The sequence below is a fragment of the Bacillus sp. AFS077874 genome (assembly GCF_002566505.1).
Lineage (GTDB): Bacteria > Bacillota > Bacilli > Bacillales > Bacillaceae_G > Gottfriedia.
The window spans coordinates 286,874-306,485 of sequence record NZ_NUYF01000007.1 but is presented as its reverse complement, the minus strand read 5'-3'; the positions used below and the strand labels follow the sequence as shown (position 1 = coordinate 306,485).

The 19,612-nt window shown below is 33.8% G+C and carries 15 protein-coding genes; all 15 read left to right on the top strand.

The window, feature by feature from the left end:
* Positions 1 to 104 precede the first annotated feature (104 nt).
* Positions 105 to 302 (top strand): cold-shock protein CspD, encoded by a 198-nt coding sequence (gene cspD / locus COJ46_RS07555; RefSeq protein ID WP_056469532.1) that lies wholly within the window; start codon positions 105 to 107, stop codon positions 300 to 302.
* A 271-nt stretch (positions 303 to 573) separates the two neighbouring features.
* Complete coding sequence (hpf, locus tag COJ46_RS07550; RefSeq protein ID WP_097975030.1) at positions 574 to 1,119, top strand: ribosome hibernation-promoting factor, HPF/YfiA family; 546 nt, start codon at positions 574 to 576, stop codon at positions 1,117 to 1,119.
* A 215-nt stretch (positions 1,120 to 1,334) separates the two neighbouring features.
* Entirely contained in the window at positions 1,335 to 3,848 is a 2,514-nt protein-coding gene (secA, locus tag COJ46_RS07545) for a preprotein translocase subunit SecA (RefSeq protein WP_097975031.1), read from the top strand.
* A gap of 139 nt (positions 3,849 to 3,987) precedes the next feature.
* A protein-coding gene (gene prfB, locus COJ46_RS07540) for a peptide chain release factor 2 (RefSeq protein WP_248267333.1) occupies positions 3,988 to 5,086 on the top strand; the annotation gives its coding sequence in 2 pieces (ribosomal slippage) (positions 3,988 to 4,050 and positions 4,052 to 5,086; 1,098 coding nt in all).
* 456 nt (positions 5,087 to 5,542) lie between these two features.
* Positions 5,543 to 6,421 (top strand): YitT family protein, encoded by an 879-nt coding sequence (locus COJ46_RS07535; protein ID WP_097975035.1) that lies wholly within the window; start codon positions 5,543 to 5,545, stop codon positions 6,419 to 6,421.
* A gap of 69 nt (positions 6,422 to 6,490) precedes the next feature.
* Entirely contained in the window at positions 6,491 to 6,820 is a 330-nt protein-coding gene (cccB, locus tag COJ46_RS07530) for a cytochrome c551 (RefSeq protein WP_483295509.1), read from the top strand.
* 339 nt (positions 6,821 to 7,159) lie between these two features.
* The gene (gene ftsE / locus COJ46_RS07525; protein WP_097975037.1) at positions 7,160 to 7,846 is read left to right on the top strand and encodes a cell division ATP-binding protein FtsE; all 687 of its coding nucleotides are present in this window, start codon (positions 7,160 to 7,162) and stop codon (positions 7,844 to 7,846) included.
* Entirely contained in the window at positions 7,836 to 8,729 is an 894-nt protein-coding gene (ftsX, locus tag COJ46_RS07520; RefSeq protein ID WP_097975039.1) for a permease-like cell division protein FtsX, read from the top strand. Before ftsE ends, ftsX begins: the two co-directional genes overlap by 11 nt.
* Before the next feature lie 136 nt (positions 8,730 to 8,865).
* The gene (locus COJ46_RS07515) at positions 8,866 to 10,236 is read left to right on the top strand and encodes a murein hydrolase activator EnvC family protein (protein ID WP_098565816.1); all 1,371 of its coding nucleotides are present in this window, start codon (positions 8,866 to 8,868) and stop codon (positions 10,234 to 10,236) included.
* A gap of 503 nt (positions 10,237 to 10,739) precedes the next feature.
* Positions 10,740 to 12,203 carry a catalase gene (locus COJ46_RS07510; protein WP_098565815.1) on the top strand — a complete coding sequence of 488 codons (1,464 nt, stop codon included), beginning with the start codon at positions 10,740 to 10,742 and terminating at the stop codon, positions 12,201 to 12,203.
* 178 nt (positions 12,204 to 12,381) lie between these two features.
* Complete coding sequence (locus COJ46_RS07505; RefSeq protein WP_097975045.1) at positions 12,382 to 13,815, top strand: S41 family peptidase; 1,434 nt, start codon at positions 12,382 to 12,384, stop codon at positions 13,813 to 13,815.
* 275 nt (positions 13,816 to 14,090) lie between these two features.
* Positions 14,091 to 15,284 (top strand): PDZ domain-containing protein, encoded by a 1,194-nt coding sequence (locus tag COJ46_RS07500; protein WP_097975047.1) that lies wholly within the window; start codon positions 14,091 to 14,093, stop codon positions 15,282 to 15,284.
* A 323-nt stretch (positions 15,285 to 15,607) separates the two neighbouring features.
* Complete coding sequence (locus COJ46_RS07495) at positions 15,608 to 17,041, top strand: PTS mannitol transporter subunit IIBC (protein ID WP_098565814.1); 1,434 nt, start codon at positions 15,608 to 15,610, stop codon at positions 17,039 to 17,041.
* A 19-nt stretch (positions 17,042 to 17,060) separates the two neighbouring features.
* Positions 17,061 to 19,163 (top strand): BglG family transcription antiterminator, encoded by a 2,103-nt coding sequence (locus tag COJ46_RS07490; RefSeq protein ID WP_098565813.1) that lies wholly within the window; start codon positions 17,061 to 17,063, stop codon positions 19,161 to 19,163.
* 11 nt (positions 19,164 to 19,174) lie between these two features.
* Positions 19,175 to 19,612, top strand: a complete 438-nt coding sequence (locus COJ46_RS07485) for a PTS mannitol transporter subunit IIA (protein ID WP_097975052.1) — start codon at positions 19,175 to 19,177, stop codon at positions 19,610 to 19,612.

The following is a 19,612-nucleotide window of genomic DNA, read 5'->3' as shown; positions in this document are numbered from 1 at the left end:
GAAAAAAAAGGCGATAAGCTACTTTTGACTTGTCCTAGTTTTATGATGTATAGTTGAAATGTGGAGAAGATTCACAAGTTTTCGACTGAAGGGAATGGATTTGAATGCAAGGTAAAGTAAAATGGTTTAATGCAGAAAAAGGTTTTGGATTTATCGAGCGTGAAGATGGAGACGATGTATTCGTACATTTCTCAGCTATCAACGCAGAAGGTTACAAATCTTTAGAAGAAGGCCAAGCAGTTAGCTTCGAAATCGTTGAAGGTAACCGTGGACCTCAAGCTGCTAATGTTACTAAAATTTAATTTTTTCCGTTAATAAGTAAGTATTTGCTTATATAGATTCGGACCACGAGGGCTTACTCATTTGAGTAAGCCTTTGTTTGTTTTGGAAAATTCTTGAGTATCTTTAAATTATTATAAAAATATAATCTGATATAAACCATAAAAGTTCATAAAATGGACACAGAGATTTCTCATATTTGACAAAAATTTCAAGGAGGAAATAGAGATAGAAGTGTAGAATATAAATATGACAGCTTTCATTATTTGGAGCTTGATGAAGGAGGAAACCCATATGATGCTAAACATCCGAGGCGAAAATATTGAAATTACTCCAGCTATTCGTGATTACGTAGATAAAAAATTATCGCGATTTGATCGTTATTTTGACGAAGAGTTATCGGCGAGAGTTAATGCTAAGGTATTCCACGACAAGCAAAGAATTGAAGTAACTATTCCTGGAACGTATATGTTATTACGTGCAGAAGAAGAGCATTCAGATTTGTATGCAGCTGTCGATTTAGTTATTGATAAACTAGATCGTCAAATTAGAAAACACAAAACAAAAGTAAATCGCAAGTTAAGAGAAAAAGGTTCATTAAAATTCATGTTTGCACCATCAACTACTGAATCAGCTGTTGCAATAGAAGAGCACGAAAATGATATTGAGTTAGTTCGTACAAAGCAATTTGATTTAAAACCTATGGATGCAGAAGAAGCAGTGCTACAAATGAATATGTTAGGTCATAACTTCTTTGTATTCTTAAATGGTGAAACGAATAAAACGAACATCGTTTACGCTAGAAAAGATGGGCGTTATGGTTTAATTGAAGCCAAATAAAAATTAATAAAATAATAATAAAAGGACTGAGCTGAACAATTAGCTTAGTCCTTTTTTGTTTTTTTTTGCTTATTTTCTAAAATATTAATTAATTCTAATAGAACATTCTCGACATAAGGTTGTCACGTATCTTCATTTAATGATAAAATTAGAAATAGTATCTACTAACTTAATGACATTTTAGTTTATGACTTTATAATAGAGGAGCGTTACGAATGCTTGGAATGATAAAAAAGGTTTTTGATCTTAATCAGCGACAATTAAATAAAATGCAAAAACAAGTTGATCAAGTGTTATCTTTACAGGATCAGTATGCAAAATTATCTGATGATGAACTTAGAGGTAAAACATTTGAATTTAAAGAGCGTATACAAAAAGGTGAAACTCTTGATGATATTTTAGTTGAAGCATTTGCCGTTGTTCGTGAAGGTGCTACTCGTGTGCTTGGTATGACTCCATATCCTGTACAGTTATTAGGTGGAATTTCCTTACATGAAGGTAATATTTCAGAAATGAAAACTGGGGAAGGTAAAACTTTAACTTCCACTTTACCTGTTTACTTAAATGCATTAAGTAGCGAAGGTGTTCACGTTGTTACAGTCAATGAATACTTAGCTAGTCGTGATGCTCGTGAAATGGGTCAATTATATGAGTTCTTAGGACTTACTGTTGGTCTAAATTTAAATAGTATGGAACCAGATGAAAAGCGTGAAGCATATGCTTGTGATATTACGTATAGTACTAATAATGAATTAGGATTTGACTATTTACGTGATAACATGGTTGTATACGCTGAACAACGAGTTCAACGTCCACTAAACTATGCTATTATCGATGAGGTTGACTCAATTTTAATTGACGAAGCACGTACTCCATTAATTATTTCTGGACAAGCAAAACAGTCTGCACAATCTTATATTGCTGCAAATGCTTTTGTTGGAATGCTTAAGCTAGATAAAGATTATACGTACGATGTAAAAACAAAATCAGTTTTATTAACTGAAGATGGTATTTCACGTGCTGAAAAAGCTTTTGGCGTTGAAAACCTATTTGATTTGAAAAACGTTAACTTAAACCATCATATTACTCAAGCATTACGTGCTCACGTGACGATGACTCACGATGTAGATTATGTAGTTCAAGATGGTGAAATTGTAATCGTTGACCAATTTACTGGTCGTTTAATGAAAGGCCGTCGATACAGTGAAGGTCTTCACCAAGCGATCGAAGCTAAAGAAGGATTAAAAATTCAAAACGAAAGTATGACGCTTGCGACAATTACTTTCCAAAACTACTTCCGTATGTACAAAAAACTTTCGGGTATGACAGGTACAGCTAAAACTGAGGAAGAAGAATTCCGTAATATTTACAATATGAATGTTCTAGTTATTCCTACGAACCGACCAATTGCTCGTATGGATAAACCTGATCTAGTATATAAAACAATGACTGGAAAATTTAATGCTGTTGTTGATGAAATCGTAGAGCGTCACAAAGCTGGGCAACCAGTGCTAGTTGGTACAGTAGCGATCGAGACTTCAGAATTAATCTCTCAATTGTTAAAGCGTAAAGGTGTTAAACACGAAGTATTAAATGCAAAAAACCATGAACGTGAGGCTGATATTATCGCATTAGCTGGTCACCGTGGCGCAGTTACGATTGCGACAAACATGGCTGGTCGTGGTACAGATATCAAACTAGGAGAAGGCATTCGTGAGCTTGGTGGATTAGCTGTAATTGGTACAGAGCGTCATGAAAGCCGTCGTATTGATAATCAGTTACGTGGTCGTTCTGGTCGTCAAGGTGACCCTGGTGTGACAACTTTCTATTTATCAATGGAAGATGAATTAATGCGTCGTTTTGGTTCAGAAAATTTATCAGTTATGATGGACCGTTTAGGATTAGATGATTCTCAACCGATCGAAAGTAAAATGGTTTCACGTGCAGTTGAATCTGCACAAAAACGAGTAGAGGGTAATAACTTTGATGCTCGTAAACAATTACTTCAATATGATGATGTATTACGTCAACAACGTGAAGTTATATATGCTCAACGTTCTGAAGTTATTGATTCAGATGATTTACAACCAATCGTTAAGAATATGATTGAAGGTACTATTAACAGAGTAGTTCAAGCTCATACTCCAAACGAGCAGCTTCAAGAAGAGTGGAATTTAGAAGGAGTCATTGATTTCTTAGAAGCAAACTTATTAAATGAAGATGAAATCACAGTTGAACAATTACGTGTAATTGAACCGGATGAAATGGTTGAATTAATTCAAAAAACAGTATTCGAGCGTTACGAAGAAAAACAGGTAGCTTTACCAGTTGAACAAATGCGTGAGTTTGAAAAAGTTGTATTATTACGTACTGTTGATAACAAGTGGATGGCTCATATCGATTCAATGGATCAACTTCGCGAGGGAATCCATTTACGTGCATATGCACAAATTGATCCACTACGTGAATATCAAATGGAAGGCTTCGCAATGTTTGAAGAGATGATTGCTTCAATTGAAGAAGAGGTATCTCGCATTATTATGAAAGCTGAAATTGAAGCTGATGTAGAGCGTGAAGCTGTTCAAGGCGATGCAATTCATGTAAGTAATGATGGTGAAGGTGAAGTAAAGAAAAAACCAATCGTAAAAGGCGAAGAAACTGGCCGTAATGAAGATTGTCCTTGTGGATCAGGTAAGAAGTATAAAAACTGCCACGGTAAAGGAATCTAATAAAATAGAAACTAAATGAAAAGGGGCAAAGGCAAGTAGTGATTAGAAAAGAGGAGTAACTTTCAAAGGTTATTCTTACTTTACTACTTGTCTTTACCTGCTTTTTATTGTTCGTAAAATTTAATCGAGGTGTTATGTAATGGAATTAGTAGAAGTGAAGCAAGAACTAGAAAAGATGGCGAAACGCCTTCAAGCATTTAGGGGGTCTCTTTGACGTCGAAACAAAACAAGCAAGACTAGATGAGCTTGAAGCGTTCATGTCAGAGCCAGATTTTTGGGATGATCAAAAAGCTGCACAAGTAGTAATTAGTGAAGTAAATGGTTTAAAAGAAGTCATTAATGAATTCAATGATTTAAATGATGGATATGAGAATCTTGAAGTAACTTATGAGTTAGTTAAAGAAGAAAATGACGACGAACTATTTGAAGAATTAGTAACTGAAGTAAAATCTTTAACTGGAAAACTGAATGATTTTGAACTTCAATTATTATTAAGCGAGCCATATGATAAAAATAATGCAATTCTTGAACTTCACCCAGGAGCAGGTGGAACTGAGTCTCAAGACTGGGGTTCAATGTTATTACGTATGTACACTAGATGGGCTGAAAAACGTGGATTTAAAGTCGAAACCTTAGATTATCTACCTGGTGATGAGGCTGGTATTAAGAGCGTAACTTTAGCAATTAAAGGCCATAATGCTTATGGCTATTTAAAAGCAGAAAAAGGCGTTCATCGTTTAGTACGTATATCTCCATTCGATTCATCAGGTCGTCGTCATACTTCTTTCGTTTCTTGCGAAGTAATGCCTGAGTTCAATGAAGAAATTGAAATCGATATACGTACAGAAGATTTGAAAATTGATACGTATCGTGCAAGTGGAGCGGGTGGTCAGCACATTAATACAACTGACTCAGCAGTACGTATTACGCATGTTCCAACTAACACTGTAGTAACATGTCAAACAGAACGTTCACAAATTAAAAACCGTGAACATGCAATGAAAATGTTAAAAGCAAAACTATATCAACGTAAAATAGAAGAGCAACAAGCTCAACTAGATGAAATCCGTGGAGAACAAAAAGAAATTGGCTGGGGAAGTCAAATTCGTTCATATGTTTTCCACCCATACTCAATGGTTAAAGATCATCGAACAAACACAGAGGTTGGTAATGTTCATGCAGTAATGGATGGAGATCTTGATCCATTTATTGATGCTTACTTACGTTCTAAGATTTAATGTTGAAAAATGGGCTGATAAGATTGGGGGAAACTTCTTTCTTACCAGCCTTAATCTTTGGGGACAAAAGAGGTATATTTTATCATTTAGTTAGCTGTAAATCCATCTTTTAACCTGTAAAATCTACGATCAGACTGCCTGCCAAACACTTGCAAATAGTCTGATCATCAAATTTTTGGGACTTTGTCTAAAAAGACATCTCTTAATTATTGAGATGTTATTCTTTTGAGCTTTTTTCTTTAGGGGATTAATAAGGATTCTACCTTACTAATGTGAAGGGGTTACATGAATCATATTTATTTTTAAGTTGTTTTACAAATAGAAGAAAGTAAATTTTGTTTATATGTAATTAAATCTTATTGTTTTTTTCATAATAAAAAATAGAGAGAGTATCCGATATACAGGATATAAAATAGAAAAGTTGTCTGTAAGTGAGAAATATTGAGGGGGATAAGTTTGAAAAAGGTCAGATATTCTACTGCTCTAACTGTAGGGTGGGGTAAAACGTTTTTTGAGTACTTTTTTGTATTAATTGGTTCTGCAATTATTGCTGTCGCGTTTTGTGTGTTTTTATTACCAAATCATATTGCTTCTGGTGGGGTCAGCGGTATTTCGACGATTCTAAAGAGTACAATGGGATTTAATCCTGCGTTTGTACAATGGGCATTTAATATTCCTTTATTTATAGCAGGTGTAATTTTCTTAGGTAGACAATTCGGCGCTAAAACATTAGTTGGAACAATTTTTATTCCACTTGTTGTTTATTTAGTTGATTTATACAATATAAAACCTGCAACTGATAATCCACTTTTAGCATCAATTTTTGGAGGACTATTTATTGGTTTAGGTTTAGGAATCGTGTTCCGTGGTAAAGCATCTACTGGTGGAACAGATTTAGCAGCTCAAATTGTTCATAAATATACTGGTTTATCACTTGGGATTTGTGTAGCATTTATTGACGGATTAATTGTACTTACATCTGCAATCGTGTTTAATCTTGAAAGTGGTATGTATGCACTAATCGCACTTTTTGTTACGAGTAAAACAATCGATTTAGTTCAAATCGGTCTTGCTAGATCAAAAATGGCACTAATTATTACTTCAGAAGTGGAGCCTGTAACAACAGCAATTGTTCACCAATTAGATCGTGGAGTAACAAAGTTAACCGGTGTTGGTGGATATACAAATGAAGACCGTTTAGTATTAATGTGTGTCCTTGATCAAACTGAATTTTCTTCTTTACGCGATATCGTTCGGTCAGTTGATCGAAATGCTTTCATTACAGTTGTAGATGCAACAGAAGTACTTGGAGAAGGTTTCACAAATTTGACATAATAAGGTAAAATAAATATTTTTATTAGTAGTAGACTATAGTTATGGATTTTTAAAGGGGCGATGATTTTTGTGAAAAAACTACTTCTTGCTTTTATAACTGGTGGTATGCTGTTATTGATTACAGCATGTGGTTCAAATAATAATTCTAGTAAAAATAATGATTCAGGTGAGCCGGTTTCAGTTGCTAATGGGGAAAAGTTATTTAAACAAAGCTGTGCTAGCTGTCATGGTGGAGAATTAGAAGGTGTAATTGGACCAAGCTTAAAAAAGGTCGGAGCGAAATATTCTGAAAAAGAAATAGAAAATATTATCCATGATGGTAGAGGTTCAATGCCTAGTGGAGTTGTTCAAGGAAATGACGCGAAAAGTGTAGCGAAATGGCTTGCGACTAAAAAATAAAATGTTTTAAATTTTATTGAAAAAAATGAAAGAAACAGACAATTTTCTGTTAATTAGAAAAGGTCTGTTTCTTTTCATTTTAGTTACATTTTTCCATAATTTGTTAAATAAGTTCTTAAATCGTTCGGAAATAATCTTGACTATTATTAAAATGTAACATAAATTTATCAATTTTGACATTTTTTAAGTGGTATAATAGAGGAGCTTAGCTGAATTTATCGAAATATGTAAATAGCAAGCGAAATAATAAGATCAAGTAAAGTAAAGTATAATTTCATCCAAAATGGATCTTATATAGTTTAATAGAAGAAAACGGAACAAAAAATTAAGGAGAATGTCATGATTGAGTTAAAAGATGTTTATAAGACTTATCCTAATGGTGTTCTTGCGGTAGATGGTATTAATGTAAAAATTCGCCAAGGTGAATTTGTGTATGTCGTGGGACCAAGTGGTGCCGGAAAGTCGACATTCATTAAAATGATGTATCGTGAAGAAAGACCATCAAAGGGTACAATCTTAATTAATGGAATGGATTTAAGCCATATGAAGGATAAAAAAGTTCCTTTATTACGTAGAAATATTGGGGTAGTTTTCCAAGACTATAAATTATTACCGACTTTATCAGTTTATGAAAATATTGCATTTGCACTTGAAGTTATTGAAGAAAATCCGAAAACAATTAAGAAGAGAGTAATGGAAGTACTTGACCTTGTTAAGTTAAAACATAAAGCGCGATTCTTACCAACAGAGCTTTCTGGTGGTGAACAGCAACGTGTTTCGATTGCCCGTTCTATTGTAAATAAACCACAAGTTGTAATCGCCGATGAGCCAACAGGTAATCTAGATCCTGAAACTACATGGGAGATTATGGATATATTCAAAGAAATCAATGAACGTGGAACAACTGTAGTAATGGCAACTCATAATAAAGATATCGTAAATACGATAAAGCGACGTGTAATCGCAATTGAAGCTGGAAAAATTGTACGCGACCAAGCGAGAGGAGTGTACGGTTATGAAAGCTAGAACTGCAAGAAGACATGTTCGTGAGGGTCTACGTAGTTTAAAACGAAATGGTTGGATGACGTTTGCATCGGTAAGTGCTGTTGCAGTTACTTTAATGCTTGTTGGCGTATTTTTAACCGTAATTTTGAATGTTAATCACATTGGAACAACTTTAGAAAAAGATGTTGAAGTACGTGTTTTGGTTGATTTAACAGCAAACAAAGATCAACAAGCTACTTTAAAAGAAGAAATCAAAAAATTAGATCATGTAACTACTGTAAAGTTCTCATCGAAAGATCAAGAATTAAACAATCTAATCAAAAGTATGGGAGAAGATGGAAAAGCATTCCAACTGTTTGAACAGCAAAATCCATTAAATGATACGTTTATTGTTAAAACAGATTCTCCAGAACAAATCGCACCAGTAGCCAAAAAAATTGAAGGCTTAAAATATATTGATGAAGTAATTTATGGTAAAAAACAAGTTCAAAAATTATTTAATGCAGTTTCGGTAGGTCGTAATATCGGTTTAGTACTGATTTTCGGACTATTATTTACTGCGATGTTCTTAATCTCTAATACTATCAAAATAACGATCATGGCAAGACGACGTGAGATTGAGATTATGAGATTGGTAGGGGCAACTAATAACTTTATTCGTTGGCCGTTCTTATTAGAAGGTTTACTGTTAGGTGTGTTAGGATCGGTTATTCCGATTGTTTTACTATTAACGGGCTATAAGGTCATTTATAATATGTTAATGCCAAAATTAGCAGGAACAATGTTCACATTATTACCATTTTCACCGTTTGTGTACCAGCTATCTGCAATATTAATAGCTATTGGTGCAATAATCGGGATGTGGGGTTCTGTCATGTCAATTCGTAAGTTTTTACGTAAATAAGATTAAATTTTTCATTTGTAGTTCTATTGTTTTAATAGTGTAATTCGATTGATAAGCTCTAGTTCCCAATTTAACGTCTGTCTGAGTTGATACAGGTACTAGGGCTTTTCTATATACATATAAGGAGGGATCTTAGATGAGTAAGAGAAAATCATCGAAAGTAATAACGATTATGTTATGCAGTACTTTCATCATCGGTGCTATCCCATCCGTTTCTTTTGCTGAAAGTAAATACCAATCAGAAATTGACCGCATTAAAAAGAAGCGTAGTGAAGTTAAGGATCAGACGGATGCGACAAACAACAAAATTGCTGATATAAAGCATGACCAGCAAGAAGTTGTTGCGGAGCTTGAAAAACTTGATGCTCGGATGAAACTGACTAAGCAAAAAGTTAACCAAACTGAAGATGCAGTTAGTGATGGGAAAAAGCAAATTTCAAAACTAAAGGAAGAAATCAAGTTTATTGAAGAACGCATTAAATCTCGTGAAGAATTATTGAAAAACCGAATGCGTTCTCTTCAAAAAGCTGGTGGAATGGTATCATACATTGATGTCATTTTAGGCGCTAATAGTTTCGGAGATTTAATCCAAAGAATGAGTGCCGTACAAATTATTATGAAGGCTGACGAGGACATTATTAAGCAGCAAAACTTGGACTTAAAAGAAGTTAGTGCTAAAAAAGATGATTTGACTATTAAACAAGCAAAAATCGAAAGAGATTTAGCGAACTTAAAGAGTCTTAATAATCAACTTGCAAGTCAGGTTAGCGAAAAGAACAAATTAATGGCTTCATTAAAAGCTAAAGAAAGTGAAGCTCATGAAGATGTTTTAGATTTAAAGGAACAAGATCAATTATTAGCAAGTCAGCAGGCTGCAATGCAAAAAGCTCTTGAAATCGCTAAGAAACAAGCTGCTGAAAGAGCTGCGGCAGAAGCTAGGCGTAAAGCAGAGGCTAAACGTAAAGCAGAAGCAACTGCAAAAAGTAAAAAGCCATCTACAAGTACAAGTCAATCAAGTGGATCTGAAAGCTCAAGTAGTTCAGGTAATTCTAGTAACTCAGATAATACCGGTAGTTCTGATAACACACCAACCGTGTCTAGTGGCAACTTTACAAGACCAGCAAACGGTTATATCTCTTCAGGATTTGGACAACGTTCATTTGAAGGTGGAGAGTTCCATGAAGGTGTTGATATTGCCTCAGCGGGAAGTGTACCAGTTGTAGCAGCAGGCGATGGGGTTGTAATTCGTGCTTATGTCTCTTCTTCTTATGGAAATTGTGTATTTATTACGCATAATATTGATGGACAAGTATGGACAACTGTATATGCGCACTTGGCTAGTTTTAATGTATCAACTGGACAAACTGTTTCAAAAGGTATGAAAATTGGTTATATGGGAAATTCAGGTCATTCTACTGGACAACATTTACACTTTGAATTACATAAAGGTGAATGGAATTATGCTAAATCAAATGCAGTAGATCCTATGAAATATATTAATTTTTAATTTACTAAAAACCTATCCTAAAACACTAGGATAGGTTTTTTATTTTGTTTTTTGTGATTATTGATTTCAAATAAAACAGAAGAATGTCGCAAATAAAAATGGTCCATGCAAATAAAACTGTGTAATGGCAAATAAAAATGGTCCATCGCAAATAAACCTATGTAATCGCAATTAAAATTTCCAAATTCGCAAATAAAGCCAACCAAACTATTAAAAAGAACACATATTATCATAAAAGTCTAATAAAATGGTTCAATTTGTCATGCTTAATGTTGAGTTATAGAGGAATTTTAGTATTTATATGGATCTTTTACGTTGAATTTATTAAATCAGCACCTTTTTATATAAGAACGGCAATTCATACCTACATAGTTAAGAGGTAAAATTCAATTATAATATTTGCTAGTTTATAATAATTATAATTTGATATTGATTTTCATTATGAGTTAGACTATTATATAATTATTACTAAATTATAATAATTCTAATTAAGGAGAAATGATATGACAAATAATCGATTAACAACAAATCAAGGAGTGCCAGTTGGAGATAATCAAAATTCACTTACAGCGGGACGTAGAGGTCCCACTTTATTAGAGGATTATCAATTAATTGAAAAACTAGCTCATTTTGACCGTGAAAGAGTACCTGAGCGTGTTGTGCATGCACGCGGAGCTGGCGCACATGGTGTTTTCATAACTAAAAATAGTATGAAAAAATATACGAAAGCTAAGTTTTTACAAGATGCCGGAACAGAAACACCAGTATTTGCTCGTTTCTCAACAGTTATTCATGGATTACATTCTCCTGAAACATTACGTGATCCTCGAGGATTTGCTGTAAAATTCTATACTGAAGATGGTAACTATGATTTTGTAGGTAATAATCTTCCTATATTCTTTATTCGTGATGCAATGAAATTCCCCGATATGGTTCATTCATTAAAGCCGGATCCTAGGACTAATCTACAAACACCTAACAGATATTGGGATTTTATGTCTCTAACACCTGAGTCAACAAATATGTTATTACATGTATTTTCTGATGAAGGGATTCCAGCGAACTATCGTCAAATGAGAGGCTCAAGTGTTCACGCATATAAATGGATAAATGAATACGGTAATACTGTTTATATAAAACTTCGTTGGGTACCAAAGCAAGGAATTGAAAATCTTACAATGGAAGAAGCAAGTGAAGTTCAAGGTAAAGACTTTAATCATGCAAGCCGTGATTTATACGATTCAATTGAAAACGGCGATTTCCCAGAATGGGACCTATATGTACAAGTATTAAATCCAGCAGATATGGATGACTTCGATTTTGATCCATTAGACCCTACAAAAGATTGGTTTGAAGATGTGATTCCTCGACAATTTGTTGGAACGATGATCCTGAATCGAAATCCTGAAAATGTATTTGCAGAAACAGAATCAGTTGGATTTAATCCTGGTGTGTTAGTTCCTGGCATATTACCATCTGAAGATAAGTTACTACAAGGAAGATTATTCTCTTATTCAGATACTCAAAGATATCGTATTGGGGCAAATTATTTACAGCTTCCAATTAACTGTCCTTTTGCGAAAGTAGCAAATGGTCAACGTGATGGTCATATGCCTATTAGTCAGCAAACACATCAAGTTAACTATGAGCCAAATAGCTACTCGGATACGCCAAAAGAGGATGCCGATTATGTTGAAGTAGTGCAGCCATTAAGTGGTGTTTCTGAGCGAAAAAAAATAGAAAAAACAAATGACTTCGGCCAAGCAGGAGAAGTTTGGAATAGATATAGTAAAGCGGAGCAGGTTGCTGTTATTAAAAATATTAGTGCTGACCTAACAGATGTAGATGAAAAAATTAAGCTTCGTGCAGTTTGTAACTTCTATCGTGCAGATGCAAAATTAGGTGAGAGACTAGCTGGTAATTTAGGTATTAATCTAACACCATACTTACAACATCTACCAAAATAAATTAAACTCTTCTAATAAAAATTTATTAAATCGTGTTCTACTTGCAAACATAAGTGATACAGGCTTATCATATAATAGAACAGAAATGGCATCGCACGTCTGTGTGATGCTTTTTCGGGTACATACACTATTTAATAGATTGGTACGTTCTTAAGGAACGAAAAATAGGAGGTTCTGTATGAATCGTAAAACAACGGCTTTACTTGCAACAGCAACATTTGTTGTTGGTATGGGGGTAGGTACATTTGCATTTAATGATGGTACAAGTACAATCGTTTCGAAATTCTCTGAAAGTAAAGAAGTAAAAGCTTCAGAAGATGAAAATATTGCTAAAATACAAAAAGCTTACGAAATTATTGCAAATCAATATGTGAAAAAGATTGATCCTGATAAATTAACTGAGGGTGCAATCCAAGGGATGGTAACAACTTTAGATGATCCGTTTTCTACTTATATGGATGGAAAGACAGCTAAACAATTCCATGAATCATTAGGTTCTTCTTTCCAAGGAATTGGAGCGGAAGTTTCTAAAGATGGTGAAAAATTAATTATTGTATCTCCAATTAAGAACTCTCCTGCGGAAAAGGCTGGTCTGAAACCAAAGGATGAAATCTTATCAGTTGATGGTAAGAGTGTAAAAGGTTTATCTCAATATGATGCAGTATTAAAAATCCGTGGTAAAAAAGGAACAAATGTTACGATTGAAGTACAACGACCAGGAGTTCCAGAGCCAATTAAATTTACAATTAAACGCGATGATATTCCAATGTATACAGTATTTAGTTCGGTGAAAGACGTAAATAATGAAAAAATTGGTTATATTCATATTACCTCGTTTAATGAAAAAACAGCAGATGAGTTCAAGAAAGAATTGAAAAAACTAGAGGATCAAAATATTCAAGGATTAACAATTGACGTTCGAGGAAATCCTGGAGGGTACTTACAAGCTGTAGAAGGCGTTTTAGAAGAATTAGTTGTAAAAAGTGAGCCTTACTTACAGGTTGAAAATAGAAATGGCCAACGAGAAAAGTATTATACTAAATTAAATAAAGCGAAACCATATCCAATTGATGTATTAATTGATAAAGGTAGTGCATCTGCGGCTGAAATTTTAGCTGCGGCATTAAGCGAAGCAGGACACTATGAATTAATTGGGGAAAAATCTTATGGTAAAGGTACTGTACAATCTACATTAGATTTCAAAGATGGTAGCAATATTAAGTTAACACAATTTAAATGGTTAACTCCAGATGGTACTTGGATTCACAAAAAAGGTATTAAACCAGATGTTGCTGTAAAACAACCTGATTATTTCTACGCTACACCAATTGATAAAAAGAAAATATTTAAATTTGATGATAATGATGAAAATATTAAACAAGCGCAAATCATGTTAAAAGGTTTAGGATACGACCCGGGTCGTAAAGATGGATATTTCAGTAAGCAAACAGAGACAGCAGTTAAGAATTATCAAAAAGCTGTTGGGATTACTGTTAACGGTGAGATTGATCCTCTAACTTCAGAAAAACTTGAATCATCATTAATTGATAAAATTAAAGATGAAAAGAATGATCTTCAGTTAGAAAAAGCTTTAGATATGGTAGCTCAATAATAATACACAGAGAGGACAATTTTGAATTGTCCTCTTTGTATAGCAAAGTCCAGTTTTAGAGGACAAAATTAATTTCGTCCTCATTTGACATAATTCCCGGGAAATAGATTTGAAATTACAATTCATGCAGGAGTTTTAGTTTAGTATGTCGAAAGTACACTTTATGGAGAAGTGTGCTTTTTTTATTGTTTTGTAGCATATTCTCTTTGAAAAAACATTAATAAACCGATAACATAGGAATATCAATCTATTATATAAAAAAGGTGGTGAATGTTATGTGGTCAAATTTATTATCTGAACTATTAGTTGGATTAGGTAAACTATTTTTAAATCCATTTACTTATATATTTTTCATCGCATCAATTTTCTGTGGCAATTTACGTGTAAAACGAGAACGTAAGCATTTTTCGGTTCGAAATTTTAATGTAACGTTCGAGTGGAAAACTTCACTATGGTATGGATTACTGATTGGATTAATTCTTTCAGTTATCACATTGGTAGCTGGAATTAGCATTCCGATTGAAATGGTTTATTTATTAAGTGTATTAACAATTATTTGTGCACTAATTTTACAATTCAGATGGATGTCTCCTGCTTATCTTTTTGGACTAGCATTAGTAGCTCTGCCATTACTAAATAGAGGGCAAGATTCACTACCTTTGTTGAAAAACTTTATACCTAATGATCTGAATGCGATGCTTCCTGCTATAACAATTCTATTGGCTTTACTTTTATTGGCTGAAGGAATTTTAGTTCAACGTAATGCTGCAAATCATACAACTCCTTTATTTATTGAGAGTAAACGTGGAAAAAGAGTAGGGGCACATGAGGCAAATAGATTATGGATGGTGCCATTATTTTTACTAATACCAAGTGGTTCGATCGTTAGTGACTATTCATGGTGGCCTACACTTGCTTTAGGTGATAGTGGGTATTCGATTCTTTGTGTACCATTTGGAATTGGATTTTACCAGTTAATTCAAGGAATGCTACCAAAGGAATCAATTAAGCTTGTCGGTAAACAAATAGTTGCTTTAGCAATTATAGTTTGTGCAGGTGGAATATTAAGCTATTTTATTGGTTTTATAGCATTTATAGCTGTAGCAATCGCAGTAGTGGGACGAGAAGCTATAAACTACATTCATAAAAGTAGAGATATTAATACACCATCTTACTTTACAGTTAAATCAACTGGCCTAATTGTTTTAGGGATTTTACCAAACTCTGTAGCGGATAAAATGAACATTATAGTAGGCGAAAGTATTACGAAAGTAAATGGACAAAATGTCTCTACTGTTAATGAGTTTTATGAAGCTCTACAAATTAATCGTGCGTACTGTAAATTAGAAGTAGTTGATTTTAATTCTGAAATCCGTATAACGCAATCTTCAGTTTATGAAGGTGAACACCATGAGTTAGGATTTTTATTCCCAGAAGAAGAATCTAAATATAGTGGACAGGTTGGATAAGAGTAGTAGGATGGAAGCTTTCATTTCTACAATATAAAATCAAAAGGAACATATTCATAACTTGAATATGTTTCTTTTTTTATATCGGTTTACGAGTCTAATGTAGGGGTGTTTTTGTAGGTACTATGTCATGTTTTCGAGTGTTTTGAGACCTATTGCTCAGGTAGACTGATTCTATCATTCTATTATAAGTAGAGTTTATAGGAAATTTAGCTCTTTTAAATTTTGTCACATTAGTAAGCGACAAATACGAATATTCATTTCATTGTATTGGTACTGTAAGCGTTTTATCATTTGTATATAAGCTTTACAGGGGAGGTAAGATTTTGAATACAGATAAAAACAATAATATAAAAGTAAAAATACAACGCTTTGGTAGCTTTCTAAGCGGTATGGTAATGCCAAACATTGGTGCTTTTATTGCATGGGGATTAATAACTGCACTGTTTATACCAACTGGATGGATCCCTAATGCTAAGTTGGCGGTCTTAGTAAGTCCAATGATTACTTACTTATTACCATTGCTAATTGGTTTTACCGGTGGAAGAATGGTCCATGATATTCGAGGCGGAGTTGTTGGGGCAATTGCAACAATGGGGGTAATTGTTGGAGCAGAGATGCCGATGTTCTTAGGCGCTATGATTATGGGACCACTTGGCGGTTTGGCTATTAAGAAATTTGACCAAGCTATACAAGGAAAAGTTAAGTCAGGATTTGAGATGTTAGTTAATAATTTCTCAGCGGGTATTTTAGGAGCAATTTTAGCAATAATTGGTTTAATAGGTGTTAATCCAGTTGTTTCGACGCTAACAGAAGCATTAGCTAATGGCGTAGATATGATGGTAAAAGCAAATGTCATTCCTTTGGCAAACATATTTATTGAACCAGCAAAAATCTTATTTTTAAACAATGCTATTAACCATGGAATTTTAAGTCCAATTGGTCTTGAACAAGCAAAATCAGCTGGAAAGTCACTTTTGTTCTTACTAGAAGCTAATCCAGGACCGGGCTTAGGTGTACTATTAGCATATACGATATTCGGAAAAGGTACAGCTAAACAAACAGCGCCAGGAGCAGTAATTATCCATTTCTTAGGTGGGATTCATGAGATTTATTTCCCTTATATCTTAATGAGACCTTTATTAATCCTTTCTGTTATCGCTGGTGGTGTAGCTGGTACATTTACTTTTAATATATTAGGCGCGGGCCTAGTAGCAGCAGCTTCTCCAGGTAGTATTATAGCAATATTAGCAATGGCTCCAAAAGGAGGATACTTACCAATTCTTGCGGGAGTACTTGTTGCAACAGCCGTTTCATTTATTGTTTCAGCTGTCGTTCTAAAATCATCTAAGTCAGTTTCATCAGATGAAGATTTAGAAAGAGCAGCTCAAAAAACACAAGATTTAAAAGGTAAAGAAAGCAAAGTAGCTAGTCTATTACAGACTGAAAAAGAAGTAGCTAGTTCTCTTGGTATTGATAAAGAAGTGAAGAAGATTATTTTTGCCTGTGATGCTGGTATGGGATCAAGTGCTATGGGAGCATCAATATTACGCAAAAAGGTAAAAACAGCGGGGATAGAATTAGAGGTTACGAATGTAGCAATTAATAATTTACCAAATGATGTGGATGTTGTCATAACTCATAAAGATTTAACTGATCGAGCAAAAGCAAAAGTACCGAATGCAGTTCATATCTCAGTAGAGAACTTCCTAAACAGTCCAAAGTATGATGAATTAGTGAATTCTTTAATAAAATAAAAAATTTAAAGAGGTATATATGTATATATCAGCAAGAGAAAGAGAAATCATTAATTTGTTGTTAGATCATCCAAACGGAATCAATGTTCAAGAAATTGCAGAGAACTTAAATGTTAGTAGCCGAACCGTACAACGGGAACTAAAAGGAGTCGAAAGTATTGCCTCTGCTCATAACCTTTTCTTAAAAAAGGTATTAGGTGTTGGAATGTATATAGAAGGGACACCTGAGCAAAAAAATGAGCTCCAAATTGCAATTTTAAAAAGTGGGCAGGAGTTTACTCAAAAGGAAAGACAGGAGTTAATTCTATGTTCCTTATTAAAAGAACCAGAATCTATTAAACTAAGCTCACTAGCAAATGATTTGCATGTTACCGTTGCTACAGTTAGTAACGATCTCAATAAAGTAGAAGAATGGTTAAAAGAGTTCGATTTGGACCTTATAAGAAAGAAAGGGTACGGCATTGCTTTACTAGGTTCGGAACGAAAAAAAAGAAAAGCCCTAGGACATCTAATTGCGCAGCAATTAAATGAATATGAGTTTTTATCTGTAGTGGAAGATGAGTATGAATCAGAGAATAGATTCTCAAATGGATTATTAGAAATAATAAAACTAGAAAAACTCACCATGATTGGAAAAATGATTCGGGATATTGAACAACAATTACCTTATTCTCTAGCTGATAGTGCATTTATGACATTTACAATTCACTTATCTCTTGCAATTGAAAGAATTATTCAAGGCGAAGTCGTAAAAATGGATCAAGTGGTTCTTGAGGAATTAAGTACCACTAAAGAATTTAATATCGCAAGTCAGATTGTTAATGAATTAGAAGAAGTGTTTAAAGTTAATATCCCAAGTGCTGAAAAAGCGTATATCACGATGCACTTATTAGGTGCAAGGCAGCGTCAAGAAAAAAATGATTGGCTAGAAGAGAGCAGTACGGAAACCGTCGTAGGCTCAAAAAAGTTAATCAATTATGTATCCAAGGAACTTGAAATAAATTTTGAAGAAGATCAAGCCTTATTTGAAGGACTAATTACCCATATTGAACCAGCAATCTATCGAATTCAAAAAAAACTAGATGCAAATAATCCTTTAGCAAGTCAAATTCAAGAGGATTATCCTGCAATGTTTAAGATCATTCAAGAAGGATTAAAAGAAGCTTTTCCAAAGATTGTTTTTCCAACTGAGGAAATCGCTTATCTTGTCCTACATTTTGGTTCATCTCAAGTAATCTATGATAACAGTAAAGAGGTTAAAGCGCTTGTATTATGTTCAAGTGGAATCGGTTCTTCTAAAATGTTAGCGAGTCGAATCAAAAAAGAGATAAAAGAAATAACAGATATCGAAGTATCGTCTTTAGCAAACTTAAGAAATATTCAAATTGACCAATATGACATTATTTTATCTACAGTTGAGATGCCGGGATTTTCCCAAAAATATATTACCGTAAATCCTTTATTGCCAAAGAATGAGGCAGAGCAGATTCGTGATGAAATAAAACGCAACTCTCTTACAACGGAAGCAACTCTATTAAGAAAGCTCCAAAACAAAAAGCTCCAAAAGCAGATCAAGCTAGAAACGCCAGAATTAATTAAACAAAATCTTGAAATAGTTCATCAGTATTCAGAAACTGTACTCCATATTTTGAATACATTTGAGACAATTTCATTACCGTTTATTCCAACCTCTTCTATTTTATTATTGGAAGTATGCAAACAAGCAAATGTTAGAGGATTAATAGGTGATTATTTTGAGGTAACAAATCAACTTACAGAAAGAGAAAAGAAGGGTGGACTAGGGATACCAGGAACTAGCATAGCACTGTATCATTGTCGTTCAGAATATGTTATGCAACCAGTGTTTTTATCCTTTTTGCTTCATGAGCCAATGATAGTAAAAGCAATGGACCATTCGTCAATAAAAATCAATACATTATTATTATTACTAGCTCCAGTTGATATGCAAACAGGTCAATTAGAGGTGTTGAGTACAATTAGTTCAACAATTATTGAAGATGAAGAATCAACACGGATTTTTACATCTAATAACTATACAGATATATATAACAAACTAAGCTATGCGTTATATGAAAATTTACAAAAAAGATTTAAGAATTGAGGGTTTAATAAATGATTCAGACAGTATTACCAACAGATAATGTTTTATTAAATGTAGATGTGAGAACAAAAGATGAAGCTATTCGTTTAGCAGGAAATCTTTTAGTAAAAAACGGTTATGTAAAAGAAAGTTATATTGAAAAAATGATTGAAAGAGAAGAGTCTTTAACAACTTATATGGGGAACTTTATTGCGATTCCACACGGAACTGAGGAGTCAAAGCAAGAGGTAATCTCATCTGGAATTTCGGTTCTTCAAATTCCTAATGGAGTAGACTTTGGAAACGGAAATATCGTAAAGGTAGTATTCGGTATTGCAGGCAAAGATAATGAGCATCTTAATCTATTATCTCAAATTGCAATCCTTTGTTCAGAGGAAGAAAATGTACATAAATTGGTCGCAGCCACATCAAAAGAGGAACTAATTTTAATGTTTAGCGAGGAGGAGTAA

What these genes read in the sequence shown, in the direction of transcription:
- cspD (WP_056469532.1), top strand. Translation starts at nt 105, where the DNA reads ATGCAAGGTAAAGTAAAATGGTTTAATGCAGAAAAAGGTTTTGGATTT.
- hpf (WP_097975030.1), top strand. Translation starts at nt 574, where the DNA reads ATGATGCTAAACATCCGAGGCGAAAATATTGAAATTACTCCAGCTATT.
- secA (WP_097975031.1), top strand. Translation starts at nt 1,335, where the DNA reads ATGCTTGGAATGATAAAAAAGGTTTTTGATCTTAATCAGCGACAATTA.
- ftsE (WP_097975037.1), top strand. Translation starts at nt 7,160, where the DNA reads ATGATTGAGTTAAAAGATGTTTATAAGACTTATCCTAATGGTGTTCTT.
- ftsX (WP_097975039.1), top strand. Translation starts at nt 7,836, where the DNA reads ATGAAAGCTAGAACTGCAAGAAGACATGTTCGTGAGGGTCTACGTAGT.
- COJ46_RS07515 (WP_098565816.1), top strand. Translation starts at nt 8,866, where the DNA reads ATGAGTAAGAGAAAATCATCGAAAGTAATAACGATTATGTTATGCAGT.
- COJ46_RS07510 (WP_098565815.1), top strand. Translation starts at nt 10,740, where the DNA reads ATGACAAATAATCGATTAACAACAAATCAAGGAGTGCCAGTTGGAGAT.
- COJ46_RS07505 (WP_097975045.1), top strand. Translation starts at nt 12,382, where the DNA reads ATGAATCGTAAAACAACGGCTTTACTTGCAACAGCAACATTTGTTGTT.
- COJ46_RS07500 (WP_097975047.1), top strand. Translation starts at nt 14,091, where the DNA reads ATGTGGTCAAATTTATTATCTGAACTATTAGTTGGATTAGGTAAACTA.
- COJ46_RS07490 (WP_098565813.1), top strand. Translation starts at nt 17,061, where the DNA reads ATGTATATATCAGCAAGAGAAAGAGAAATCATTAATTTGTTGTTAGAT.
- COJ46_RS07485 (WP_097975052.1), top strand. Translation starts at nt 19,175, where the DNA reads ATGATTCAGACAGTATTACCAACAGATAATGTTTTATTAAATGTAGAT.